Annotated in this window: 21 protein-coding genes; 5 read left to right on the forward strand and 16 right to left on the reverse strand. The window is 72.6% G+C overall.

Features of this window, described 5'->3' with window-relative positions:
* Nucleotides 1-5: 5 nt before the first annotated feature.
* From ACTOQ2_RS08005 to ACTOQ2_RS08020, 4 genes are all read right to left on the reverse strand, one after another.
* Nucleotides 6-479 carry a GNAT family N-acetyltransferase gene (locus ACTOQ2_RS08005; protein ID WP_440099052.1) on the reverse strand — a complete coding sequence of 158 codons (474 nt, stop codon included), beginning with the start codon at nt 477-479 and terminating at the stop codon, nt 6-8.
* The gene (locus tag ACTOQ2_RS08010) at nt 476-3,112 is read right to left on the reverse strand and encodes a phosphoenolpyruvate carboxylase (RefSeq protein ID WP_440099053.1); all 2,637 of its coding nucleotides are present in this window, start codon (nt 3,110-3,112) and stop codon (nt 476-478) included. Before ACTOQ2_RS08010 ends, ACTOQ2_RS08005 begins: the two co-directional genes overlap by 4 nt.
* Nucleotides 3,113-3,246: 134 nt before the next feature.
* A complete protein-coding gene (locus ACTOQ2_RS08015; protein ID WP_440099054.1) occupies nt 3,247-4,854 on the reverse strand; it encodes a hypothetical protein in 1,608 nt (535 codons plus the stop codon).
* Between the two features lie 59 nt (nt 4,855-4,913).
* Nucleotides 4,914-5,702, reverse strand: a complete 789-nt coding sequence (locus ACTOQ2_RS08020) for an ABC transporter ATP-binding protein (RefSeq protein ID WP_440099055.1) — start codon at nt 5,700-5,702, stop codon at nt 4,914-4,916.
* Nucleotides 5,703-5,803: 101 nt separating this feature from the next.
* On the opposite strand from ACTOQ2_RS08020, the gene ACTOQ2_RS08025 reads away from it, so the two are divergent.
* The 5 genes from ACTOQ2_RS08025 to ACTOQ2_RS08045 all read left to right on the forward strand — a co-directional run bounded on the left by ACTOQ2_RS08025 (nt 5,804) and on the right by ACTOQ2_RS08045 (nt 10,855).
* Entirely contained in the window at nt 5,804-7,408 is a 1,605-nt protein-coding gene (locus ACTOQ2_RS08025; protein ID WP_440099056.1) for an acyl-CoA carboxylase subunit beta, read from the forward strand.
* The gene (locus ACTOQ2_RS08030; protein ID WP_440099057.1) at nt 7,405-7,611 is read left to right on the forward strand and encodes an acyl-CoA carboxylase subunit epsilon; all 207 of its coding nucleotides are present in this window, start codon (nt 7,405-7,407) and stop codon (nt 7,609-7,611) included. The genes ACTOQ2_RS08025 and ACTOQ2_RS08030 overlap by 4 nt, the downstream gene beginning before the upstream one ends.
* A gap of 101 nt (nt 7,612-7,712) precedes the next feature.
* Nucleotides 7,713-8,657 carry an NYN domain-containing protein gene (locus ACTOQ2_RS08035; protein WP_440067574.1) on the forward strand — a complete coding sequence of 315 codons (945 nt, stop codon included), beginning with the start codon at nt 7,713-7,715 and terminating at the stop codon, nt 8,655-8,657.
* Between the two features lie 255 nt (nt 8,658-8,912).
* A complete protein-coding gene (locus ACTOQ2_RS08040; RefSeq protein ID WP_440099058.1) occupies nt 8,913-10,322 on the forward strand; it encodes an AlkA N-terminal domain-containing protein in 1,410 nt (469 codons plus the stop codon).
* Nucleotides 10,319-10,855, forward strand: coding sequence for a methylated-DNA--[protein]-cysteine S-methyltransferase (locus ACTOQ2_RS08045; protein ID WP_440099059.1), 537 nt, complete (start codon nt 10,319-10,321; stop codon nt 10,853-10,855). Before ACTOQ2_RS08040 ends, ACTOQ2_RS08045 begins: the two co-directional genes overlap by 4 nt.
* Nucleotides 10,856-10,922: 67 nt before the next feature.
* On the opposite strand, the gene ACTOQ2_RS08050 is transcribed toward ACTOQ2_RS08045, so the two are convergent.
* The 12 genes from ACTOQ2_RS08050 to ACTOQ2_RS08105 form a co-directional block, all read right to left on the reverse strand.
* Nucleotides 10,923-11,858 (reverse strand): hypothetical protein, encoded by a 936-nt coding sequence (locus tag ACTOQ2_RS08050; protein WP_440099060.1) that lies wholly within the window; start codon nt 11,856-11,858, stop codon nt 10,923-10,925.
* Nucleotides 11,855-12,475, reverse strand: a complete 621-nt coding sequence (locus tag ACTOQ2_RS08055; RefSeq protein WP_440099061.1) for a hypothetical protein — start codon at nt 12,473-12,475, stop codon at nt 11,855-11,857. The genes ACTOQ2_RS08050 and ACTOQ2_RS08055 overlap by 4 nt, the downstream gene beginning before the upstream one ends.
* Before the next feature lie 209 nt (nt 12,476-12,684).
* Nucleotides 12,685-15,606, reverse strand: a complete 2,922-nt coding sequence (locus tag ACTOQ2_RS08060; RefSeq protein WP_440099062.1) for a BTAD domain-containing putative transcriptional regulator — start codon at nt 15,604-15,606, stop codon at nt 12,685-12,687.
* A gap of 52 nt (nt 15,607-15,658) precedes the next feature.
* Complete coding sequence (locus ACTOQ2_RS08065; RefSeq protein WP_440099063.1) at nt 15,659-16,066, reverse strand: pilus assembly protein TadG-related protein; 408 nt, start codon at nt 16,064-16,066, stop codon at nt 15,659-15,661.
* A gap of 260 nt (nt 16,067-16,326) precedes the next feature.
* On the reverse strand, nt 16,327-16,740 hold the full coding sequence (locus ACTOQ2_RS08070) for a TadE/TadG family type IV pilus assembly protein (protein WP_440099064.1): 414 nt from the start codon (nt 16,738-16,740) through the stop codon (nt 16,327-16,329).
* Nucleotides 16,731-17,264: a TadE/TadG family type IV pilus assembly protein gene (locus ACTOQ2_RS08075; protein WP_440099065.1), complete on the reverse strand. Its 534-nt coding sequence runs from the start codon at nt 17,262-17,264 to the stop codon at nt 16,731-16,733. The genes ACTOQ2_RS08070 and ACTOQ2_RS08075 overlap by 10 nt, the downstream gene beginning before the upstream one ends.
* A complete protein-coding gene (locus tag ACTOQ2_RS08080) occupies nt 17,251-17,505 on the reverse strand; it encodes a Flp family type IVb pilin (RefSeq protein ID WP_440099066.1) in 255 nt (84 codons plus the stop codon). Before ACTOQ2_RS08080 ends, ACTOQ2_RS08075 begins: the two co-directional genes overlap by 14 nt.
* A gap of 2 nt (nt 17,506-17,507) precedes the next feature.
* Nucleotides 17,508-18,443: a type II secretion system F family protein gene (locus ACTOQ2_RS08085; RefSeq protein WP_440099067.1), complete on the reverse strand. Its 936-nt coding sequence runs from the start codon at nt 18,441-18,443 to the stop codon at nt 17,508-17,510.
* Nucleotides 18,436-19,323, reverse strand: a complete 888-nt coding sequence (locus tag ACTOQ2_RS08090; RefSeq protein ID WP_440099068.1) for a type II secretion system F family protein — start codon at nt 19,321-19,323, stop codon at nt 18,436-18,438. Before ACTOQ2_RS08090 ends, ACTOQ2_RS08085 begins: the two co-directional genes overlap by 8 nt.
* Entirely contained in the window at nt 19,320-20,621 is a 1,302-nt protein-coding gene (locus tag ACTOQ2_RS08095) for a CpaF family protein (RefSeq protein WP_440084200.1), read from the reverse strand. Before ACTOQ2_RS08095 ends, ACTOQ2_RS08090 begins: the two co-directional genes overlap by 4 nt.
* Nucleotides 20,618-21,460: a hypothetical protein gene (locus ACTOQ2_RS08100; RefSeq protein WP_440067594.1), complete on the reverse strand. Its 843-nt coding sequence runs from the start codon at nt 21,458-21,460 to the stop codon at nt 20,618-20,620. The genes ACTOQ2_RS08095 and ACTOQ2_RS08100 overlap by 4 nt, the downstream gene beginning before the upstream one ends.
* Before the next feature lies 1 nt (nt 21,461).
* Nucleotides 21,462-22,163 (reverse strand): hypothetical protein, encoded by a 702-nt coding sequence (locus tag ACTOQ2_RS08105; RefSeq protein ID WP_362839076.1) that lies wholly within the window; start codon nt 22,161-22,163, stop codon nt 21,462-21,464.
* Nucleotides 22,164-22,599: the final 436 nt, after the last annotated feature.

Raw genomic sequence — 22,599 nt, forward strand, 5'->3', positions numbered from 1 at the left:
CTCCGTCAGCCGGGGAGCCGTTTGGCCATGAAGACGACATCGCGCGGGCCGGACTCGCGGCGCTCGGTGATCTCGTACCCGAGGTGCCGGTAGAGGGCGATGTTCGGCTCCATGCGGGCGTGGGTGTACAGGCGCAGGGCGTCGAGGCCCGCGGCGCGGGCCCGTTCCTCGGCGAAGGACAGCAGGCGCCTGCCGAACCCCCGGCCGTGCAGGCCGGGAGCCACCGCCACGTTGTCCACCAGCAGCACGCCCTCTTCGGGAACCAGCACGATCAGCCCGGCGATCCCCGCGTGCCCGTCCTCTCCGGGAAGGCCGCCCGGAAGGTCCAGCACGTGCAGACGGCCGGCCGCCACATGGGCGGCGTAGTCGTCGTCCATCGGCTTGGGGCGGACCCCGATGAGGTCCGCCCACGGCCGGTAGGCCGCCTCGACCAGGCTCTCCACGGCCGGGAGGTCCCCGGCCCTCGCCTCGCGGATCATCCGGTGTTCTGCAGGCCCGCGGCGACGCCGTTGACCGACAGGAGCAGCAGCGTGGACAGCCGCTCGCGCTCGTCCTCCGACAGTCCCTCGTCCGCGCGGAGCCTGGACAGGGCGCGCAGCTGCAGGTGCGAGAGCGCGTCCACGTACGGGTCGCGGAGCTGCACCGCGCGGGACAGGACCCTGCGGTCCTCCAGCAGGCGGGTGTGGCCGGTGATCTCCAGGACCAGCCGGCGCGTGAGGTCGTACTCGGCCAGGACCTGCTCGACGAAGTCGTCCCTGGCGCCGAGCGCGAGGTAGCGGGCGGCGATGTCGCGGTCGGTCTTGGCCAGCGACATCTCCACGTTGTCCAGCAGCGAGGCGAACAGCGGCCACTCGCGGTAGGCGGCGCGCAGCTCGTCCAGGCCCGCCTCGGAGATCACCGCCTCCAGGCCGCTGCCCAGGCCGTACCAGCCCGGCAGGTTGACCCGGGTCTGGGCCCAGGCGAACACCCACGGGATGGCCCGCAGGTCGTCCAGGGACCGGGGCGCGCCGAGGCCGCGCCGGGCGGGGCGGGAGCCCAGGCGGAGCGAGCCGATCTCCTCCAGCGGGCTGACCAGGGAGAACCACTCGGGGAAGCCCGGCGCCTCGGTCAGCCGCCGGTAGGCCTTCTCCGAGGCGGAGGCGACCCGCCCGGCCACGCCGCGGAAGCGCCCCGCCGCCTCGGCCGTACGGGCCTCGATGGACGGGGTGGAGGCGAGCAGCACCGCCGAGGTGACCTGCTCCATGTGGCGGCGGGCGATGGCGTCGTGGCCATAGCGGGCGAAGATGACCTCGCCCTGCTCGGTGACCTTGAACCTGCCGCCGACCGAGCCGGGGGCCTGCGCGAGCACGGCCCGGTTGGCCGGGCCGCCGCCCCGGCCCAGGGCGCCGCCCCGGCCGTGGAACAGCGTCAGCGGCACGCCGTGCTCGGCCGACCAGGCGGCCAGCGCCTCCTGGGCCTCGTACAGCTTCAGGGTCGCGGCGGCCGGGCCGAGCTCCTTGGCGGAGTCGGAGTAGCCGAGCATGACCTCCAGGCGCCGGTCGTCGGCGAGCCTCGCCCGCACGGCCGGGATCTCCAGCATCCCCGACAGGACCGTGGGGGCGGCGGCCAGGTCGGCGCCCGACTCGAACAGCGGGACCACGTCGAGCAGCGGCGCCCGGTCGCCCATCGCGTGAGCGGCCAGCGCGTGGACGGCGGCGATGTCGTCGGCCGAGCGGGTGAAGGAGACGACGTAGCGGGAGCAGGCGGTCACCCCGAACCGCTCCTGGATCCAGGCGATCGTGCGGATCGTGGCCAGGACCTCCTCGGTCCGCTCGGAGGTGCGCCCGGCGGCGATCTCCTCCAGCGCGGCGGCGTGGACCTGCGAGTGCTGGCGGACCTCCAGCTCGGCCAGGTGGAAGCCGAACGTCTCCACCTGCCAGATGAGGTGCTGCAGCTCCCCGTACGCCTGCCGGTTCGCGCCGGCCTCGACCAGCGAGTCCTGGGCGATGCGCAGGTCGGCCAGGAGCTGTTCCGGCGAGCGGTAGGCCAGGTCGAGGCCGCGCTGGCGGGTGGCCGCGATGCGGGCGGCGACGAACATCAGCCACTGCCGGTGCGGCTCCCTCGGGGAGCGGGTGGCCATCTCCGAGACCACGTCGGGGTGGTCGTTCACCGCGCTCGACAGCGCGGCCCGCAGCCCGGCGGAGGCGGGGGTGTAGTCGGCGGTGAGGGTGAGGGAGCGGCCGATCCTGAGCGTGGCGTTCTCCAGGGCGATCAGCACGTGCTCGGCCTGGATGAGCACGGCGTCCCTGGTCACCTTGGAGGTGACGTTCGGGTTGCCGTCGCGGTCGCCGCCGATCCAGCTGCCGTACCTGATGAAGGCGCGGGCCCGGGGCTTGCCGGTGCCGGCCCCTCCGCCGAGCGCGGCGTCCAGGGCGCGGTAGACCTGCGGGACCACCCGGAAGAGGGTCTCGTCGAAGGCCGCCATCGCGGTGCGCACCTCGTCCAGCGGGTCGAGCTTGGTGGACCGCAGCTGGGCGGTCCGCCACAGCAGGTCGATCTCCTCCAGCAGCCGCCGCCGGGTCTCCGCCCGCTCGGCCGCGCCCCTGTCGGAGCTGTTGTACGCGGCGAGCTGGCCGCTGATGCGCTGGATCGCGGTGACCACGGCACGCCTGCGGGCCTCGGTGGGGTGCGCGGTCAGCACCGGGTGCAGGCGCAGTCCCTCGACCAGGTCGGCGACCTTCCCGTCGCCGAGTTCCTGGACGGCCTGGGCCAGGGACTCGGGCAGCGGCTCCTCGCCGGTGTCGCGGACCCGGAGGATGCGGATCCTGAAGTGTTCCTCGGCCAGGTTCGCCAGGTGGAAGTAGCAGGTGAACGCGCGGGCGATCTGCACCGCGCGCTCGATCGGCCACTCGGCCACCATCGCGGTGATCTCGTCGACCGACACCTGCTTTCTGCGGGCCCCGATGACGGCCTTGCGCAGCCTTTCGACATCGGCGAGCAGGTCATCGCCGCCATGCTCGGCGATGACCTGCCCCAGGAGCTCACCGAGCAGTCGCACGTCCGCGCGCAGCTCGTCGGGCATCTCGGTGACAGCGGAGGAACGCTCTGCCTGATGGGACACGGTGGCGGGCATGCCCGCCAGCGTACCCAGTCCGTTTTGTCGAACGGAGACCGGTCTCACCCATTGGACTAGACCATTCGGGAGACCGTTCACGGGCCGTTCCCGCCGCCTCCGGCGGGCCGTTCCGACGGTCCGCCGGATGATCGTCAGGTGGCCATGGAACTCGCCTCCAGGAGCGCCGGATACCTGGCGAAGGCGATCTTTCCCGCGAGCCTCCGGCCGCCCCAGGAGACCAGCAGCCCGTACGGCACCGCCAGCACGCTGACCCACGTGAGGCCCAGCAGGATCGGCAGGACGATCGGCAGCGCGAGCAGGCCGGTGCCGATCAGCGCGCCGAACGACGCCACGAAGGCGATACCGCCCTGCCCCGGCGCCGCGCCGGTGAAGGCGTTCAGGCGTTCGGGCACGGTGTACGGCATCAGCACGCTGGTCAGCGCGCCCACGCCGAGCCCGGCCCCGAGGACGCCCCAGGCGGTGAGCGCGGCCGGAACCGCCCAGAGGACGTCCCCGGCCAGCAGTGCCGCGACCGTGGCGAGCAGGAGCAGCAGCGGGACCGCGATCGTCGCCACGGCCAGGTGCCGCCCGGCGATGTCGGTGCGCCAGTCGCGGTCGGTGCCGTAGGCGACGGCGTTCATCCACAGGGAGCGGCCGTCGATGCCGAAGGCGTTGCACCACTGGATGCTGATCATCACCGCGCCGATGCAGCCGGGGGTGATCGCCAGGACGCCCCCGGCCGCGCCGGCGCCGTCCCCGTACAGCGAGAAGGCCATCACACCGGTGACCGCGACGGCGGCGAACCAGCCGACCCTGCCGCGCGGGTCGCGCCGGGCGTACTTGAGCTCCTTTCCCGCGACCGCGGCGAGCGGGCCGTCGGGCAGGATCCTGGTCAGCAGGCCCCGGGAGTTGCGCACCGACGCGCCCTGGGTGGAGGCGTCGGGGGAGACCAGGGAGCGGCGCAGCGCCGCGATCCACAACCACCCGACCCCGGCGATCAGGACCGCGAGCAGGGCCGACCCCGCGACCGCCGGAAGGCCGCCGTCGGCGATGGAGCGGGCCGCGACGCCGGAGGGGGTCCAGCTCAGCACCGAGGCGACGTCGTGCAGCACGACCCTGGGGTCGGCCGACAGACCGCCGTTGAGCAGCAGGTTGGGCAGCTGGGCCGCCAGGACGAAGAAGACCACCGAGACGGCCAGCACGTCGCGACCCCTGCGGGTGCGCAGGATCCCCGACAGCGACGTGGTGACCAGCCGGGAGAGCGTGACGCAGAGCGCGAAGTGGAGCAGCACCGCGACCGCGCCCAGGATCACCCCGCCGATCCCGGTGGCCAGACCGGCCACGGCCCCGGCCATCACAGCCAGCGAGGCGAGCGGCCACACGCCGGTGACCGAGGCCGCGAACATGCCGGTGGCCAGCTGCCCGGTCCGCAGCGGGAACAGGGCCAGGCGCGACGGGTCGAGCGTGTCGTCCAGCCCGAACGCCAGCAGCGGCACGACCGCCCAGCCCACCAGGAAGACGGTGAACAGCACGGTCACGGTCTCCAGGGCGACGTCGGCGGGCGCGACGCGCAGCGTGGCCATCGACAGGAAACCGAGGGTGCCGAAGAGGAACGCGGCGATCGCCGTGAAGACGAACCCCAGCAGTCGCTGGGTGCTGCCGCTCAGGTTCCCGGCGACGAGCCGCAGCTTGAGCCGCACGAACACCATGGGCCCCACCCGCACGATACCCGCGCCTCCCGCGCCGGTGTCCTCTCGCACGCCCGCGCTCACCCCGTCACCCCTCCCGTACCGCTGCCCCCCGGCCCCGTCCGGCGCGCTCACGAGGGGGTCGCGCCCAGCCACGACAGGCCCTCCCGTCCCCCCGGGCCGTCGTCGCCGCCCCGGGCGCCGACCAGGCCGAGGAAGGCCTCGTTGAGGCCGCGGCCCGCCCTGACCTCGTCCAGCGGCCCCTGGGCGACGATCCGCCCGCGGTCCATCACCGAGACCCAGTCGCACAGCCGCTCGACGAGCTCCATGACGTGACTGGAGAAGATCACCGTCGACCCGGAGGCGGTGTAGCGCCTGAGCACCTCGACGAGCGTGTTGGCGCTGACCGGGTCGACGCCCTCGAACGGCTCGTCGAGGAAGAGCACCCCGGGGTTGTGCAGCAGCGCCGCGGCCAGGCCGATCTTCTTGCGCATGCCGGTGGAGTAGTCGACGACGAGCTTGTCGGCCGACTCGGTCAGGTCCATGACCTTCAGCAGCTCCTCCGCCCGCCGCCCCACCTCGGCCCTGGGGATGCCGCGGAGCTGGCCGTTGTAGGAGAGCAACTCCCTGCCCGACAGCCGCTCGAACAGGCGCAGCCCCTCGGGGAGCACGCCGATGCGGCCCTTGACCGCGACCTGGTCGCGCCAGACGTCGGCGCCGCCGATGTGGACCGAACCGCCGTCGGGGCGCAGGAGGCCGGTGACCATGCTGAGCGTGGTGGTCTTCCCGGCGCCGTTGGGGCCGACCAGCCCGGCGAAGCTGCCCTGCGGCACCACCAGGTCGACACCTCCCACGGCCACCTGCTGCCCGAACCTCTTGAGCAGCCCCCGCGTCCTTACCGCCTCCGTGATCTCCGGCATGGCGCCTCCCTTCCGCGGCCCGCGCGATCGGCCGCCTCGCACGGGAAACGAACGATCGCCCCCGATAGTTCGCGATGTGAGACGACGGTTACCCTGCTGGGATGAGCGAGTCCCTGAGCGCCGAACCACTGGATCCCGGACCCGACATCCACACCACGGCCGGGAAGCTGGCCGACCTGGAGCGCCGCTTGGGCGAGGCGGCCCATGCGGGTTCGGCGCGCGCCGTCGAGAAGCAGCACGCCGCGGGGAAGATGACCGCCAGGGAGCGGGTGCTCGCCCTCCTCGACGAGGACAGCTTCGTGGAGTTCGACAAGCTCGCCAGGCACCGGTCCACGAGCTTCGGCCTGGAGCGCGAGCGGCCGTACGGCGACGGGGTCGTGACCGGGTACGGCACGGTCGACGGCCGCCCGGTGGCGGTGTTCGCCCAGGACTTCACCGTCTTCGGCGGCTCCCTGGGCGAGGTCTTCGGTGAGAAGATCGTCAAGGTCATGGACCACGCGCTGAAGACCGGCTGCCCGGTGATCGGGATCAACGACTCCGGAGGGGCCCGCATCCAGGAGGGCGTCGTCTCGCTGGGCCTGTACGCCGAGATCTTCAAGCGGAACGTCCACGCCTCCGGGGTGATCCCGCAGATCTCGCTGGTCATGGGCCCCTGCGCGGGCGGCGCCGTCTACTCGCCCGCGCTCACCGACTTCGTGCTTATGGTGTCGGAGAAGTCGCACATGTTCATCACCGGCCCCGACGTGATCAGGACGGTCACCGGCGAGGAGGTGACGTTCGAGGAGCTCGGCGGGGCGCACACGCACAGCTCCCGCTCGGGCGTGGCCCACTACGAGGCGTCCGACGAGGCCGACTGCCTGGAGTTCGCCAGGGCGCTGCTGTCCTACCTGCCGTCCAACAACATGGACGAGGCCCCGGCGTTCGACGCCGATCCGCCGCTGGAGACCACCGACTCCGACCGCGAGCTCGACACGCTGATCCCCGACTCGGCGAACCAGCCCTACGACATGCACACGGTTCTCGAACACGTCCTGGACGACGGCGAATTTCTGGAGGTGCACGCGCAATTCGCGCCCAACATCCTCGTGGGTTTCGGCCGGGTCGAGGGGCGCTCCGTGGGGATCGTCGCCAACCAGCCGATGAGTTTCGCCGGCACGCTGGACATCGCGGCCTCCGAGAAAGCCGCGAGATTCGTCCGTACGTGCGACGCCTTTAACATTCCCGTCCTGACATTCGTCGACGTCCCCGGATTCCTGCCGGGCACCGACCAGGAATGGAACGGGATCATCCGGCGCGGCGCCAAGCTGCTCTACGCCTACGCGGAGGCGACCGTGCCCCTGGTCACGGTCATCACCCGCAAGGCGTACGGCGGGGCGTACGACGTCATGGGGTCCAAGCACCTGGGCGCCGACGTCAACCTGGCCTGGCCGACCGCGCAGATCGCGGTGATGGGCGCGCAGGGCGCGGTCAACATCCTCTACCGGCGCGAGCTCGCCGCGGCCGAGGATCCGGACGCCCAGCGGGCCAGGTTCGTCACCGAGTACGAGGACACGCTCGCCAACCCGTATCTCGCGGCCGAACGTGGGTATGTGGACGCCGTGATCCGCCCTTCCGACACCCGGGTCCAGATCGTCAAGGCGCTGCGGACCCTGCGCAACAAGCGCGCGACCCTGCCCCCGAAGAAGCACGGGAACATTCCGCTATGAGACATTTGAAGATCATTAAAGGAGATGCGACACCCGAGGAGATCGCCGCGGTGGTGATCGCCCTCTCAACGCGTGCCGCACCGGCGAGTCCGGCGTCGAAAGCCTCACAGACATCGAAATCCTGGAGCAATCACTCACATCGCATGCGAAAAGCACTTCCTGTCGGGCAAGGCGCATGGCGATCGAGCGCACTGCCGAGATAGATCCCGGGAACAGGGTGTCAAGTTGCGCGAGAGTTGGGACCATCTAAGAAATGGGCGCATATAGTCAGCCGATCAGCTAGTTCCGAGGCCTGGAGGACGACATGACCATCCTGGACCTCACGTCACGTCCCATCGCCGCGAAGTACGCCGTCCTGGTCGACGTCGGTTATCTGTACGCGGCGGCAGGGGAGGTGCTCCTGAGTGCCAAGGAGCGCAAGGAATACCGGGTGGCGGCCGACGAGCTGATCCAGGCGTTGCAGAAGCACGCGGAGGAGCGCATCCACGGCGAGCTGCTCCGGATCTACTGGTACGACGCCGCCCGCGACCGGGTGCCGACCGTGGACCAGCGGGTCATCGCCCAGCTTCCCTGGGTCAAGGTGCGCCTGGGCAACCTGAACGCGCGGGGCCAGCAGAAGGGCGTGGACGCGCAGATCAGGAGCGATCTGGAGGCGCTGGCCAGGCACCACGCGGTGAGCGACACAATACTGCTGGCCGGGGACGAGGACATGGTCCCCGCCGTCGAGGCCGCCCAGGCCTACGGGGTGCGGATCCACCTGTGGGGTGTGGAGCCCCCCTACGGCACCAACCAGGCCGAGCGCCTGGTCTGGGAGTCCGACACCGTCGAGATCATCAGCGCCGACTTCCTGCGGTCCTTCTTCAGCCGCGCCCCCGCGCCGGTGCCGGTGCCGGTCCCCCCGATCGCCCCCTCCCCCGCCCAGGTCTTCGCCGGGCGCACCGCCGCCGCCAAGCCCAAGGCCCCGGTGGGCCAGGTCACCAAGCTGGGCCCGAGCCGCCCGCGCGTCGAGGAGGTCGGCGAGCACGTGGCCCAGAAGTGGATCCTCACCCGCGGCCGCGACAACATCCGCGACCTGCTGCCAGGGCCGATCCTGCCCACGGTGATCGACACCGAGCTGCTCATCGAGGCGGAGAAGGAGCTGGGCCACTCCCTGCGCCCCTACCCCGAGGCACGCGTCTGGCTCCGCGACGGATTCTGGGCCCGCGTCTACCGGGAGTTCGAGATCGGGGTCGGCGTCTCCTCCAAGTGACGGTCGTGACGGCCGCCACGGCCACATCCGTCCCCGGCCTCCCCACCCCGTGACGGACCGCCACGGGCACGTGCCCGTTCCCGGCCTTTCCTCCCGTGACGGGGCAGCCACGGCCACGCCCGATTCCCGGCCCCCTCCCCGTGACGGGCCGCCACGGCCACGCCCGATTCCCGGCCTCCTCCCCGTGACGGGCCGCCACGGCCACGTCCGATTCCCGCCAGCCGTACCCCGTGCGCCGCGGGTAACGTCGTCGGCGTGTCCGTGAAAGAGCTCGACTTCGACTCCTGTTACCGCGCGGTGGCCGCGAGGGACGCCCGGTTCGACGGGCGGTTCTACACGGCGGTCACCTCCACCCGCATCTACTGCAGGCCCATCTGCCCGGCACGCACCCCGTCCACCCGCAACGTGCGGTTCTACCGTCACGCGGCCTCCGCCGAGGCGGCCGGGTTCCGGCCGTGCAAGCGCTGCCGGCCGGAGCTGAGCCCCGGCGATCCCGGCTGGGACCACCGGGGCGACCTGGTCGGCCGGGCACTGCGGCTGATCGACGAGGGCGTGGCGGACGACGGCGGGATGACCCGGCTGGCCGGGCGGCTGCACATCACCGGACGGCACCTGCACAGGCTGTTCACCGCGGAGATCGGCGTGGGTCCGCTGGCCGTGGCCAGGACCAAGCGCCTGCTGCTGGCCAAGCAGCTGCTCACCGAGACCGGGCTGCCGATCGTCGACGTGGCGTTCGCGTCGGGCTTCGGCAGCGTCCGGCAGTTCAACGCGACCATGAAGGACACCTACGGCTTCACCCCCGGCGAGCTGCGGGCGACGACGGGAGGCAAGCCCGGGATGTGCGGCGACGCCCTGACCCTGCGGCTGCACCGCAGGGAGCCCTACGACGCCGCGACCCTGATGCGGTTCCTCGGGGCGAGGGCGATCCCCGGCCTGGAACGCGCGGACGACACGTCCTACAGCCGGGCCGTCCCCGGCGGCACGATCACCCTCACCCCCGGGCCCGGCCACGTACGGCTGGACGTGAGCGTCGACGACACCCGCCGCCTGGCCAGGATCGTGGCCCGCTGCCGCCGCCTCCTCGACCTCGACGCGGACCCCGAGGCCATCTCCTCCGCCCTCGGCGAAACCTCGCTGGGACCGCTCGTCGCCGCCCGCCCCGGACTGCGCGTGCCCGGCGCCTGGGACGGGTTCGAGGTGGCCGTCCGCGCCGTGATCGGCCAGCAGATCTCCGTCGCGGGCGCCCGTACCATCCTCGGCCGCGTCGCGGCCCGGGCCGGGCGCCCCACCGGCGGGCAGGGGCTGACCCACCTGTTCCCGTCCGCGGAGGAGCTCGCCGAGGCCGACCTCGGCGGGCTGGGCCTGACCGGGCGGCGGGTGGCGACGCTGAAGGCGCTCGCCACGAGGGTGGCGGGCGGCGAGATCGACCTGGACGGCGCGCAGGAGCCCGCGGAGGCGGTCGCCGGGCTGCTGGAGGTTCCCGGGATCGGGCCGTGGACCTCCGGCTACATCGCGCTGCGGGCGCTGCGCGACCCGGACGCCTGGCCGGGCGGAGACCTCGGCCTGCGGCGGGCCATGGCCTGCCTGGGCATCCCCGAAGATCACATCGAGCGGTGGCGCCCCTGGCGGGCGTACGCCGCGCTGCACCTTTGGAGCTCGGAATGATAGAGGCACAGGTTCTCGACACCCCGGTCGGCCCGCTGGCCATGCTCGCCCGCGAGGGCGTGCTGCTGGCGGCGGGCTTCACCACCACGGGGCCGGACGAGATGTTCGCCCGGCTCTCCCCGGAGCTGCGCGCCGAGGGGCTGACCCTCACCGACGATCTGGGCCTGCCCGCGCGGGCGGTACGCGACTACCTGGACGGCGACCTGACCGCCCTCGACGCGGTGCCGGTGGAACAGCCGGGCACGCCCGTCCGGCAGCGGCTGCTCACCGCCCTGCGCCAGGTGCCCGCGGGCGTCACGATCAGCTACGCCGAGCTCGCCGAGCGGGCGGGGCTGCCCAGGACCGCGGCCAGGGCCGCCGGGAGCGCGTGCGCGCGGAACCTGATCGCGCCGTTCGTCCCCTGCCACCGCATCCTGCCGTCCACCGGCGGGTACGGCGGCTACTACTACGGCACCCCGGTCAAGCAGTGGCTGCTCACCCACGAGGGGGCACCGGCCGCCGAACGGCTCCGGCCCCGGCAGGAGGGCCGCTGACCGGCCTTCCCCGCCGTGCTCCGCACCCCGCCGTGGCCGGTCACGGGCACGTGACCGGCCCGGACGGCTAGCCGGTCTTCCTGACCGTGCTCTGCACCTCGCCCACCGGGATGTCTCGGGTGGCCCCGACCTCGACCGGGTCGTAGGCGAAGGGCGCCACGTCACCCCCGACACCTTCGACCCCGATGTCCCAGACCGAGGTGACCTCCAGCACGTAGACACCGCGCGGCTGGTCGATCGAGGCCCGCCGGTAGTTCACACCACAGGTGAATTCCTCGCCCTTCGCGTACGGCTTGCCGCTCACACCACATCCCGTCTCCACGACATCCGCCCGCTCGCCGGTGGTGCCCGAGTCGATCTCGATGTTCCCGAGGGTGGCGGTCACGGTGGCGCTCATGATCCCGGGCAGCGTCGCGGTCACGGACCTGGTGGTCTCGCCGACGTCGCCCAGCCAGACCCAGGTCGGCAGGTTGACGTAGCTCTTGGCGTCCGGATTGATCTCGACCTTCGGCTCGGGCACGGTCAGCGCGGCGCGGGCGATGTCGACCAGCTCGGCCATGGTGATCCCGGCGGGCGGGGTCGTGCCGGGCGGCACGAACACGTAGGTGTCCAGCCCCATCTGACAGCTCACCCCATTGGGATCGGACGCGTCGTGGGCGACCGTCCACCAGCGCCCCTCCTCGCCGAGCTTCTCCACGAACGGCTCGAGGGCCTCCTGCCGGGTCTGTGGCGCGCCGGGGTCCACCCGGGTCGACCGCTGCTGGAAGTCCAGCATGTCCGAGGCGTTCTGAGCGGGTTCGTACCAGCAGGGACGCTTGAGCCGATAGCCGTCGCTCCTCCCCCCGCGGCCGTTCCCGCTGATGATGATCTGGGAGTTCTTGAGGCTGATCCGCGCCGTGTTCCCCTCCTGGCCGCCTCGGACCTGGACGTCGGAGCCACCACCGCCGCCACCGGGATTCGGAGCGAGCAGGAGCAGCCCCGCGACCACCATATTCATGATCATCGATGACATCCCTTCGAGGCTTCACTGAAAGGTTTGGCGTGCTGGAGCAGCTTGATCCGCCAGATCCCGTCGTCGCCCCGCCGGAGACCGGCGACCTGGAGGAAGGGACGCCTGGCCCAGTCGGGCTGCCTGCGGACCGCCTTCCCGGTCTCCGCGTCCAGCAGCCGCATCCCGGTCTCGTCCACGCACGCGTTCAGCTCGGCCCCCCTGCCGGTGACCGAGACGACGTTCAGCGAGTACAGCCGGGAGATCCCGCGCACCGAGCGTCGCTGGTCCAGGAACGCCTTCACCCACGCGTACGCGTCCAGGCTCGCCCCTTCCTGGACCGTCTCGCGGTACGCGACGTCCCGACCCCTGGTGACGACCGCCCGGAAGGACCCGGCACGGTAGTCGCGGAAAGAATTGATCATCGCGATGGCATCCCGGTCGGTTATGGCCGGCCACTCCACCACCACCTGGACGTCGGGAGAGACCTCGACCGTCTCCACCTTCGGCGCCGTCGGCGCGGGGCTTGGCGAGGAGGTCTCGGGGGGAAGATCAGCGGGAGTGAACCGCTCGGCCTCCGACGGGGCACAGGCCGCCGACAGGAGCACGACCAGCGCGATCGCGACACGCACACCGATCACGTTAGGAGCGCCCAACCGCCGAAACCACCGATATGCGCGATTCGGCATGGCTCTCTCCTCGTTGTCCGCCTCCGTACGGCGACCCGCCACACCACCGCCCTCACCACGACCTCCCGCGTCTCCCGCTCGACGGTCGTCCGGCACGGCACCCGCCCGCCACCGCGTGACGTCCGCCGCGCGGGCCGGGTCCGCCCGGCCCGTCATGCCGTCGGGGCCGAGCGCATCCGCCACGAGGGCAGCAGCTCGTCGATGAGGGCCTCGGTCTCGGGGGCCATCCCGCCGCCGTAGGGATGGGAGGCGGCCCGCCGGTGCAGGGCGTCGACCACGGCGCGCAGGCGGACGGGGTCGGCGGTGAGGTGGGTGGCCCGCAGCAGGTCGCGCCAGAGCCCCTCGTCGTCGGCGGCCAGCAGCAGCCCGGCGCGCACCGCCGCCACGGCCTGGTCGGTCTCGCCGCGGGCCAGCCGCACCTCGCAGAGCCGGTGCGCGGCGTCCGCGACGCCCGCGGTCACGTTGTACTCCAGGTCGTCGGCTGCCAGCCAGGCGTAGCGGCCACGCGGGCGACCGTTCAGCAGCGGGCCCCGTACCAGGCTCAGTGCCCTCTCGAGGAGCGCGGGGCGCCCGGCGGGGTTGGCGTGCGACTGACGGACGAGGTCGCGGAAGAGCATCCAGTCGGTGCGCACCTCGGGGCCGAACCGCAGCCGCCCGGACTCGTCGGCGTAGAGGTTGGGCCGCCCCTGGCTGTCGGTGCCCAGCCAGGCGACGACCCTGGCGATCGTGGCGTCCCTGACCACCGGCTGCACGCCCCTCGGCCAGAGGATGCCGCCGAGCACCACGGGGTGGACGCCGCCGGGATGCGTCGCCAGGTAGACGGCCATCTCGACGGCGATCACGGCCCGCCCCTCCTCCATGGGCGGGGGGCCGACGACCTCCGCGGGGCCGAGGACGCGCACCTCGACCGAGGGCGTGTGCGTGACCGGCTCCGGCTCGTCGGGAAGCGGCTCTCCCTCCAGCCGCTCGGTCGCCAGGAACAGGTCGACCAGCGCCCGGTACTGGCGGCGGGGCAGCAGCTGCGCGGCCACGTCGAAGCCGAGCGCGTCGATCTCGGCGCGGCCCTCCTCGGTGATCGTCCAGTTCCAGGTGGCGTGCGGCACGTCGCCCGCGATGACGTACCCGGCGGCCGTCCTGACGCCCTTCCTGGCGAGCAGCGCCAGCCGGCGGCCCTCCTCGGGGGTGGGGGCGATCGCGGACAGCAGGTAGTGCGGGGTGCAGACCGGGTCGGCGGCGCGCCCGTGGATCCGGCCGGTGAGCACCTCACCGCCATGAGCGCGCCCCCCGGCCCCGGCCTCCAGCTCGGGCAGGATCTCCGCCAGGCCGCCCACGTACCTGATCCGGTCGGAGGCGATCACGGTCAGCTCCTCGCCGAAGCCGACCAGGGTGACGCGCATCCGGTCCGACCAGCGGTTGGTGGCCAGCTCCACCGCGAGCGCGGCCAGGGCGGCGGTGGCCTGCGGGCCGTTGATGCTGATCGGCCCGTGGGCGGCCTCCAGGTCGACGAGCACCCGGCCCTCGCCGTTAGAGCCGAGCGAGACCAGCCCCGGGTACGGGGCGGGCGCGTCGGCGAGCGCCCGCTCGTCGAGCATCCGGCCCTCGTGCGCGGGAAGCCGCCAGACCTGGCCGCCGTCGTGGGCGGTCCAGGGGGCGGGGGCGTCGGGGTCGGGCGGGTGGATCCACAGGTCGAGGGTCTGCGGCGACAGGTGGGCGGCGTAGATCGTGGGCGGGACGCGGTTCTGGGCGGCGAGGGACCTGCCGAGGAGCCGGAGCCCGACGTCGAGCATCCGGCTGCCGGGGGCGTCGGCACCGAGCCTGAGCGCGAGCTCGGCCTGGGCGGCATCGTCCCTGGGCCGGGTGATCCGGTGCCCGAACGCCCGGTGCCAGAGCTGCTGCCTGCGCCTGCGTCCGAGCGCCGCCAGCAGCCCGGCCGCCGCGAGCGAGGCCCCCGCCAGGTAGTCGAGCATCCCCAGCCCGGCCTCCTGCCCCGCGTCCTGCCCGCTACCGGGGGGTTCCGCCACCGCCGCCGGGTCTCGCCGTTCCACCTGTCCGGGGTCCTGCCGCCCGCTGTCGGGCACGGTGTGCGACGGGCGCTCGGTCGCGTCGTGGCGCGCCTGTCCAGTACCGGTCTCCCGCGTCCCGTCGGCACCGATCCTCTCGCCGGCCCTTTCCCCGCTCCTGTCACCGGACCTGTCACCGGCCCTGTCGCGGGGGTCGGCGACCTCGGGCGCGGGCTCCGCCGGAAGGTCGGCGCGGCCGGGGGTGAAGGTCTGGGTACGGCCGTCCAGCTCCACCGGCTTGTCCCGGTGGTCCTTGAGGGTGTCGTCGCGCGGCTGGGAGGCCGGGACGAGGTGGATGTTGCGCGCGTCGTCCGGCATGTCCAGGACCCAGCCGGGCCTGATCAGGTCGGCCATGTGGAGGCGGCTGCCGTCGGGCTGTTCCTTGTGCTGGTTGAGCCGGTAGATCTCCGGGTAGCGGCGCCCGTCGCCGAGGCACTTCTCGGCGATCTCCCACAGGCTCTCGTGGTGGCGCCCGTGCGGCGGTTGCACCACGTAGACCTTCTTGGCCTTCTGCACCGGCTCCAGCTCGGCCCGCTCGTCGGAGGCCGGGCCGGACGTCGTGGAGAGCCCGGTGGAGACGATGCCGGGAGCGGCGGGCGGCAGGCTGGTCAGCTTCGCGATCGGCAGGGCCACCGCCGAGACGGTGAACAGCAGCATGGCCGCCGAGACCAGCCGGTTGGCGAACATCTGCGTGCCGCCGGAGAGCGGAACCCGGGCCGGCATGCCGACCCGGCGCAGCCCGGCGTAGATCTCGACCAGCACGCAGACGACCAGCTGCAGCCACGCGAGCCAGACCAGCAGCACGAGGATCGCGATGATCGTGCTCGTGCCCACCTGGCTGGTCAGCAGGTCGAGGTTGAGCAGCTCGGGCGGGAGCGGCGGCCCGGCCAGCCGGAACAGCGCGTAGGGGACCCCCGCGATGAGCGCGACCAGGACGGCCAGCGCGCCGAGACCCGCCAGCAGGTCTCCCGGTGTGCGCCTGGCCTTGATGCGCGCGGGCTGTCGCGTGGGCATTCGTCTCCCTCCCCGTCCAGATTCGTCGTCGGTCAACCGGTGGGCCAGTGATTCACGGCAATTGGTCTTCCCCGATGTCCGGCCCGGCCGTGGCCTCGGCCTCCATGTCCGAGCCGGGGAAGCCGAAGGCGGCCAGGAAGAACGCCTTCCAGGTGACGGAGACGTTCACGGTGACCTCGGCCTGGTCGCCGCCGAGCGTGCACTCCGTGAGCCGTACGTCGCCGCCACCGTGAGCGGAGACGATCTCCTCGGCCTTCCCGCAGGTCTCCCCCTCCCCCAGCAGCCGGGCCTCGCCGGTGGCGCGCAGGTGCTCGACGTCGATCTGGTCGGCGGCGGCCCTGGCGGCCTGCTCGGCGACGTCGGCCGCGCGCAGCCGGGCGTTGATCGCGGCCCCTCCGTCGACGAGCAGCCCGGCCAGCAGGAACACCACCACCGAGAAGATCACCGTGAAGATCGACATCGACCCCCGCTCGCCGAGCCCACCCGGCCGCGCGCGGCGCCCCTTCCCACCGGCCGAACACACCGGATGCCCGGCCGTCCGGCACGCCACCGGCGAGCGCGGGAGCCTCCGTCGCGCCGCCGGGCCCGGGAGTCCTCGCCACGCCGCCGGGCGCGGGAGCCTCCGGCACGCCGGCGGGCGCACGGGTCCGCTCCGCGCGGCGGCCGGGCGGGCGGGGCTCCGGCGCGCTCTGACGGCCGGGGGCGGCGGGTCCACGGGGATCACTCCTCGACCCTCCGGAACTGCTCCAGCGGGACCACCGAGTCGCCTTTCATCTCCTTGGCCGCTCCGAAGCCCAGGAACTCCAGGTCCAGGGAGCAGGTCACCTCGGCGTGGACCTGGCCGCCCTCCTCCCAGTCCCCGGACAGGCTGACCTCCGGCTCGCACTCGCCCGACAGGGCGCCGCGGGCCGCCTCGTCCGCGGCGGCCTCGGCGTCGGACAGGGTGCGCTCGACGGAGGCGGCCCTGGCGGCGTCCCTGGCGGCGCCGTTGACCTCGCCCTGGGCCTCCACCACCCTTCCCGCGCCCACCAGGAACAGCAGGAACAGCAGGAAGACCGGGGCGAGCAGCACCGTCTCGGTGCTGAGCGACCCGCGGTCGCCGCCGGTCCTGGAGATCAAGGAGATCACTCGCACCCTTCGCTCCCGTCGTCCGGCCGGAAGCACTCGATGGGACCGCCGAAGCGCGCGGTGACGGTGAACGTGGTGGACGGCAGCAGCGGGACGACCTGGACCGCCGAGGCGGTCACCTCGACACCCCGCCGGTCGCCCTCCTCCCAGGCCGTGACCGTGGCGTCCTCGAGGAGTTTCGGGCCGACGGCCCGGATCAGCTCCTGGGCGCGGGACTCGGCGTCCTGCTGCCAGGAATCGGTGTCGACCCGGGCGAGCCGCGCCCCCTCCCTGGCCGCGGCGTCGGCGATCTGGCGTCCGTGGAACCACAGGGCGGTCTGCACGATGAGCAGGATGACGACCAGCAGCACCGGCATGATGATCGCCAGCTCGACGACCGTGGCGCCGCGCTCGCCGCCACTGTCTCCGGCGCCGGAGCGCCCACCGCGCCCACCGCGCTGCGGTCTTCCCGCCCGGTCGCGCTCGCCGTCCCTCTCCCGGTTCTTCCGGTTCTCCCGGTCGCGGTACCGCGAGCGATCACGGGTCGCCAAGTTCGCCGCCCCCGCCCCCGCCGCCTCCGCCGCCCCCGCCGAACTGGTTGGAGATCTCGGCCTGCTTCCCCTCGACGAGGGTCTTGATGAGGGTGGCGAGTCCGAGCGCCACCCCGGCGATGATGGCCGTGATGATGACCCATTCGACGGCGGAGGCCCCCCGGGTGGGGGCGCTGCGCGCCTTCTCGATCCGGACGCTCAGAACGGCGACCGCGTAGACGACCCACGGATGGCTCAGCATGGTCAGGACCCCAACATCTTCATAGCGGCCGGAAAACTCAGAAAGATCACAAAGCCCGCGCAGAGCAGGAGCTGGGCGACGAGCATCGACTGGGAGCGTTCGCCCGCCTGTCCCTCGATCTCGGCGAGCTCCCGGCGCCGCATGGTCGCGGCGCGGGCGGTGAGGGAGGAGCGGACCTTGGCGCCGTCGTCGGCGACCAGGCCGAGCGCGGCGGACAGGTCGCGCAGCTCGTCGACGTTGATCTCGTCACCGAGCTGGCCGAGGGCCTGCCAGGGGGTGATGCCGACGATCCTGGCGTTGCCGAGCGCCTCACGGATGCGGGACATCGCCCAGTTGGCCCCCTCGTCGTCGGGACCCGGGCTGCCCACGGAGACCGCCATCATCAGCGCCTCCGGCACCCCACGCCCGCCCGCCAGGTTCATCGCGACGAGATCGAGGAAGGAGCCGACGACGTGCCGGAAGTCGCGGCGCATCCGCGAGGCGTCCCGCTTGACCTGCAGGTCCGGCAGGACGAAGAAGACCCCGGCGACCGCGAGCGCCGCCCACAGCGGGACGGTGAGGGAGACGCCCCACTCCATCAGCACCAGCCAGCCGACCAGCAGCGGGAACGCCAGCAGCCCGGAGACCGCCAGCAGCACCTTGGTGGCCAGGAAACCCTCGAACGACCTGCCGAGCAGTGCGAGGTCGGCCCTGGCCGAGCGCGCCTCCCAGCCCCTGGCGGCGTAGAAGCGGGCCATCCGCTCGCCCAGGCCGCGCCGGAACGCGCTGACCTCCTCGTCGGGCAGGATGAGCCGGGCTCGGGGCGCGTCGGTGCCCTCCCTGGCCGCGTCGAGGGCCAGCAGTCGTGTCACCAGCCCGGGACGGGCCGGGAACAACGCCCGCAGCAGCAGGAACAGGCCTATCCCGAGCACCGAGCCGGCGAGCAGCGCCTCAGTCATCGCGCACCTCACCTCCGGAGGGCAGGCCGAGCAGGCGGGCGGGCTTGTCGAAGCGGGCCAGGCGGCGCATCCAGGCGAACCCGGCGCCGAAGAGCCCGGCGACCACCACGAGCACGGCCTGGCCGAGCGTGTTGTCGTACTCCTCGACGTAGGAGGGGTTGAACACGACGAGCATCACGGCGAAGGCGACGGCCGTACCGACCACGATCTGCACGCTGCGGCGGGTGGAGCGGCGCTCGGCCTCGACCCGGCGGCGCATGTCGAGCTCCTCGCGCGCCGACACCGCCAGCGCGCCGAGGACGTCGCGCAGGCCGGGGCCGCGCAGCTTGGAGTTGAGGATGAGGGCGGCCACGACCAGGTCGGCGGAGGGGTCGTCGAGCTCGTCGGCGAACAGCCTGAGCGCGTCGGGCAGCGCCATCCTGGTGTGCAGACGGTCGACCATGGACCGCAGGTGCGGGCGGAGCGTGGGGGCCGCCGCCCGGATCGAGGACGGGATCGCCTGCTCCAGCCCGGCCGCCCCGGCGATGGTGTCGCGGAGCGACTCGGTCCAGGCGGCCAGGGCCTCCAGCCGCCGCATCGCGGTCCGCTCCTCCGCGGCGCCGCCGGACAGGCCCCGCCAGGCCATCGCGAGGAGCACGGCTCCCACCGCCATGACCGGCCACCCTGTCACCACGAGCACGACCACCCCGGCGATCGCCCCCACCGCGGTCCGGGTGGACAGGGCGCGCAGGAACTCGCGCCTGCCCGCCGTCCTGCCGGGGGTGGCCGGCTTGGCGGGCACCCCGTACAGGGAGAGGAAGAGCAGGAACAGCCCGGCGCCGAGCGCGAGGCCGGAAAGCAGCACCAGCGGGTCGAACAGGCCCGGCGGAAGGGAGGTCATGCCCAGCCTCCCGGGTCGTAGCCGAAGTGGGCCAGCTCCTCCAGGCACGACAGCGGCGCGTGCGGCACCACCCGGCCGTCGGGCGCCGTCGCGAACACCTCGGAGGAGAGCACCCGGCCGTCGACTCCGGCCACCTCGCGCACGCTCGACACGAAGCGGCGCAGCCTGCCGCCCACCGCGTAGTCGTTGCGCTTCTCGATGAACACCACGAAGTCGATCGCGCCCGCGATGAGCATGTGGGTGGCCTCGATCGGCAGCCGCTCGGTGGCCTGGAGCGCGTAGGTGGCGATGCGGTTGAAGACCTCCATCGAGGAGTTGGCGTGGATGGTCGACAGTGAGCCGTCGTTGCCCTGGGTCATCGCGTTGAGCATGGTGACGATCTCGTCGCCGAGGACCTCGCCGACGATCACCCGGGACGGGTTCATGCGCAGGGAGCGGCGGACCAGCTCCGCCATGGTGATCTCGCCCTGTCCCTCGGAGTTGGGGAGCCTTTGTTCGAAGGCGACCACATTGGGATGGAGTTCGGGAAACTGGTCGAGGCCGAGTTCGAGGGCGCGCTCGACGGTGATGAGCCGCTCGGACGGTGGAATCTCATTGGCGAGGGCGCGCAACAGCGTCGTTTTCCCGGCGTTGGTCGAACCGGAAATCATGATGTTCTTCCTCGCCGCCACCGCGGCCGAGAGAAAACGCCCCAATTCCGGGGTCAGGCTGCCGTTTCCCACGAGATCGGTGAGAAACACCTTGCCCAGCCGGGAACGGCGGATGGAGATGGACGGGCGCACCGTCACGTCCATCACGGCCGAGAGACGGGAGCCGTCGGGAAGGCGCAGGTCGAGCTGGGGGTTGGCGGTGTCGAACGGCCTGCTGGACAGGCCGCTGTAGGCGGCGAGGATCTGGATCAGCTCGACCAGCTCCTCGTCGGACTCGGCCACCGGGTCGCGCATGAGCTCCTGGCCGTCGGCGTAGCCGACGAACACCCGGTCGCAGCCGTTGATGTCGATGTTCTCGACCTCGGGGTCGTCGAGCAGCGGCTGGAGGCGGCCGACGCCGAACAGGGCGGCGTGGATCCCCGCGGCCAGCGCCTCCTCCTCCTCGGCGGTCGGCGGCGTCCTGCCGACGCCGATCTCGCCGCGGGCGAATTCCTCCAGGATCTGGGCGATCAGGGCACGGGCGAACTGGCGCTCGTCCTCGCCGGTCATCGGCGGCAGGCCGCTGGCCTGGTCGAGGCGGCGCTGGTGGGCCAGCCTGTCGCCGACGTCCTGCCGGAAGCGCTTCACCAGCGTGTGGTCGATGGTCACGGCCTCGCCCCGCCCGACGGCTCGACGGGCGAGCGGGACGGCTCGGTGGGCAGGCGGGCGGCCTGCTCCCGGGCGCGGAAGGCCGACTCCGCCGATTCCTGGGCGCGGAGCTGGGCGTCGAGGCGACCGCCCAGCTCCCTGGCGGTGCGGATCAGCAGGGAGCGGTCCAGCCGCCCGCCCCACTGGCCGCGCAGCAGCTCCGCGCCCTTGGGGTCGTGCGCGAGCCCGCTCACGAAGGCGACGTGCCTGCCGGTGCCCGTGACGATCCGGCGCACCTCGTCGATGGTCGTGCGGTACTGGCGGGGATCGGCGATCACGACCACCCCCACCTGGGGCTCGCGCGGCATGATCTGCAGGCGTTCGCGCAGGTGGGCGACGTGGTCGAGGCTGGCCCTGGTGAACAGCACGACCAGCGAGGCCTCGGTGGTCAGCTCGGCGAGCTGGGGGTGCCCGCCGATGCGCCCGCAGTCGGCCAGCACGTCGGCGTCGGGCATCGTGGCCAGCGCCCGGCCGAGCGGGCCCCAGAGCCAGGTCAGCCCGGCCGCCTGCTCGCCGTGGGTCAGCCCGGCCAGCACGTCCAGGCCGCCGATGATCTTCTGGGTGTGCTCGTGGATCTGGTCGGGGTGCAGGCCCCGGCGGGCCGTGGCCCCCAGGGTGAGCAGGCCCCTGGCGGGGTTGAGCACGCCGCCGTCGGCGGCGGGCAGGCGGTAGGCGAGGTCGCCGCCCGCCGGGTCGCACTCGGCGAGCAGCACCGGGCGCGGCCAGATCGCGCCGAGTGCGGTCGCCGCCGTGGTCACGCCGGGTGCGCCCTTGTCGGCGGCCAGCACGATGAGCGCCACGTCAGCGCGCTCCCGGCAGCTCGGCGAGGGCGATCTCGCCGGTGGAGGCGTACGCGACGATCTCCGGCGAGATGGTGCTGTCCACGATGATGGTGACCAGGCCGTTCGCCCCGGTCCTGCCCGGCGTGCCGATCTGGTGGACCAGGGCGCTCTGCGCCAGCACCCGGCTCTCCCGGTCGCCCCCGGCGCCCCTGCTCGGGACGTGGACGACCTGGACCCGGTCTCCGCGCTCCAGGGTGCCCGGTGTCTGGCCGGGTTTGAGCGACAGGCCGACCTGCGCCTTGCCGGGGCCGAGCTCCCTGCTTGCGGAGACCACCATGTCGCGGGTGAGGAGCGTGCCGGGGATGAGGGTGACGCGGGCGAAGTTCTCGGTGACGCGGGCGCGCTGGGACCAGGCCACGTAGCCGATGCCGGTGTCGGCGATCTGGACCTCCCTCAGCATCGCCTCGGTGAAGGGCTGTCCGGCGCCGACCTGCTGTGAGATGGCGATCGCCGAGACGCGGTCGCCGCTGCGCAGGACGAGCAGCGTGGTGGCGAGGGCGCCGCCCAGGATGAGGAGGACGGCGAGGGCGGCGAGGGCTGGTTTGCGCTCGCGTGGGGGCACGGGAAGCTTGCGCGACGCCGGGCCCGACAGGGTGCCCGCCGAGGTCTGACGCTCGGCGTTGACCGGGACGCGGCCCGTTGGCTTCTCACTGGTCCTCATGGGTAGGGGGACTCCCAGAGTGATCATAAATATGGGGAACTACTGGTCGAATTTACGCCATTATGCGCACCATGCCGACGGGCTGTCGGACAAAAGCCAGGACCCATGCTCGTTTGATAGGAACACGTCTGTCAACGCCGCTTCAGAAGAAAATGGCTGTTTGGCTAGATGACGGGAGACTTATCTGGGTGATAAGGACGGTAATTAACTCTCGTACCAATCACCTCACCTTTTTCACACCTCATTCGCGTGTCCGGATCCGGCCGTCCTCACCCGTTCCCTTCGCCCGCCCCCGCCTCCGGCGCGCTCCTGGCGCCGGCCGGAACCCGCCGTTCCCCCCGGTTCTCCGAACAGGTTTTCCACAGCCGGGCGTCGCGGGCAGGCCACCGCCCGCACGCCCTCGCACCGCCAAATGCCCACCTCGGGCGGCATAACC

The organism is Streptosporangium sp. H16 (assembly GCF_051918855.1).
GTDB lineage: Bacteria > Actinomycetota > Actinomycetes > Streptosporangiales > Streptosporangiaceae > Streptosporangium.

Excerpts from the sequence above, each read along its gene's own strand:
- ACTOQ2_RS08050 (WP_440099060.1), bottom strand. The coding sequence starts at position 11,858 with ATGATCATGAATATGGTGGTCGCGGGGCTGCTCCTGCTCGCTCCGAAT.
- ACTOQ2_RS08085 (WP_440099067.1), bottom strand. The coding sequence starts at position 18,443 with ATGACTGAGGCGCTGCTCGCCGGCTCGGTGCTCGGGATAGGCCTGTTC.
- ACTOQ2_RS08045 (WP_440099059.1), top strand. The coding sequence starts at position 10,319 with ATGATAGAGGCACAGGTTCTCGACACCCCGGTCGGCCCGCTGGCCATG.
- ACTOQ2_RS08090 (WP_440099068.1), bottom strand. The coding sequence starts at position 19,323 with ATGACCTCCCTTCCGCCGGGCCTGTTCGACCCGCTGGTGCTGCTTTCC.
- ACTOQ2_RS08065 (WP_440099063.1), bottom strand. The coding sequence starts at position 16,066 with ATGTCGATCTTCACGGTGATCTTCTCGGTGGTGGTGTTCCTGCTGGCC.
- ACTOQ2_RS08020 (WP_440099055.1), bottom strand. The coding sequence starts at position 5,702 with ATGCCGGAGATCACGGAGGCGGTAAGGACGCGGGGGCTGCTCAAGAGG.
- ACTOQ2_RS08035 (WP_440067574.1), top strand. The coding sequence starts at position 7,713 with ATGACCATCCTGGACCTCACGTCACGTCCCATCGCCGCGAAGTACGCC.
- ACTOQ2_RS08010 (WP_440099053.1), bottom strand. The coding sequence starts at position 3,112 with ATGCCCGCCACCGTGTCCCATCAGGCAGAGCGTTCCTCCGCTGTCACC.
- ACTOQ2_RS08105 (WP_362839076.1), bottom strand. The coding sequence starts at position 22,163 with ATGAGGACCAGTGAGAAGCCAACGGGCCGCGTCCCGGTCAACGCCGAG.
- ACTOQ2_RS08060 (WP_440099062.1), bottom strand. The coding sequence starts at position 15,606 with ATGCCCACGCGACAGCCCGCGCGCATCAAGGCCAGGCGCACACCGGGA.
- ACTOQ2_RS08025 (WP_440099056.1), top strand. The coding sequence starts at position 5,804 with ATGAGCGAGTCCCTGAGCGCCGAACCACTGGATCCCGGACCCGACATC.
- ACTOQ2_RS08080 (WP_440099066.1), bottom strand. The coding sequence starts at position 17,505 with ATGCTGAGCCATCCGTGGGTCGTCTACGCGGTCGCCGTTCTGAGCGTC.
- ACTOQ2_RS08030 (WP_440099057.1), top strand. The coding sequence starts at position 7,405 with ATGAGACATTTGAAGATCATTAAAGGAGATGCGACACCCGAGGAGATC.
- ACTOQ2_RS08005 (WP_440099052.1), bottom strand. The coding sequence starts at position 479 with ATGATCCGCGAGGCGAGGGCCGGGGACCTCCCGGCCGTGGAGAGCCTG.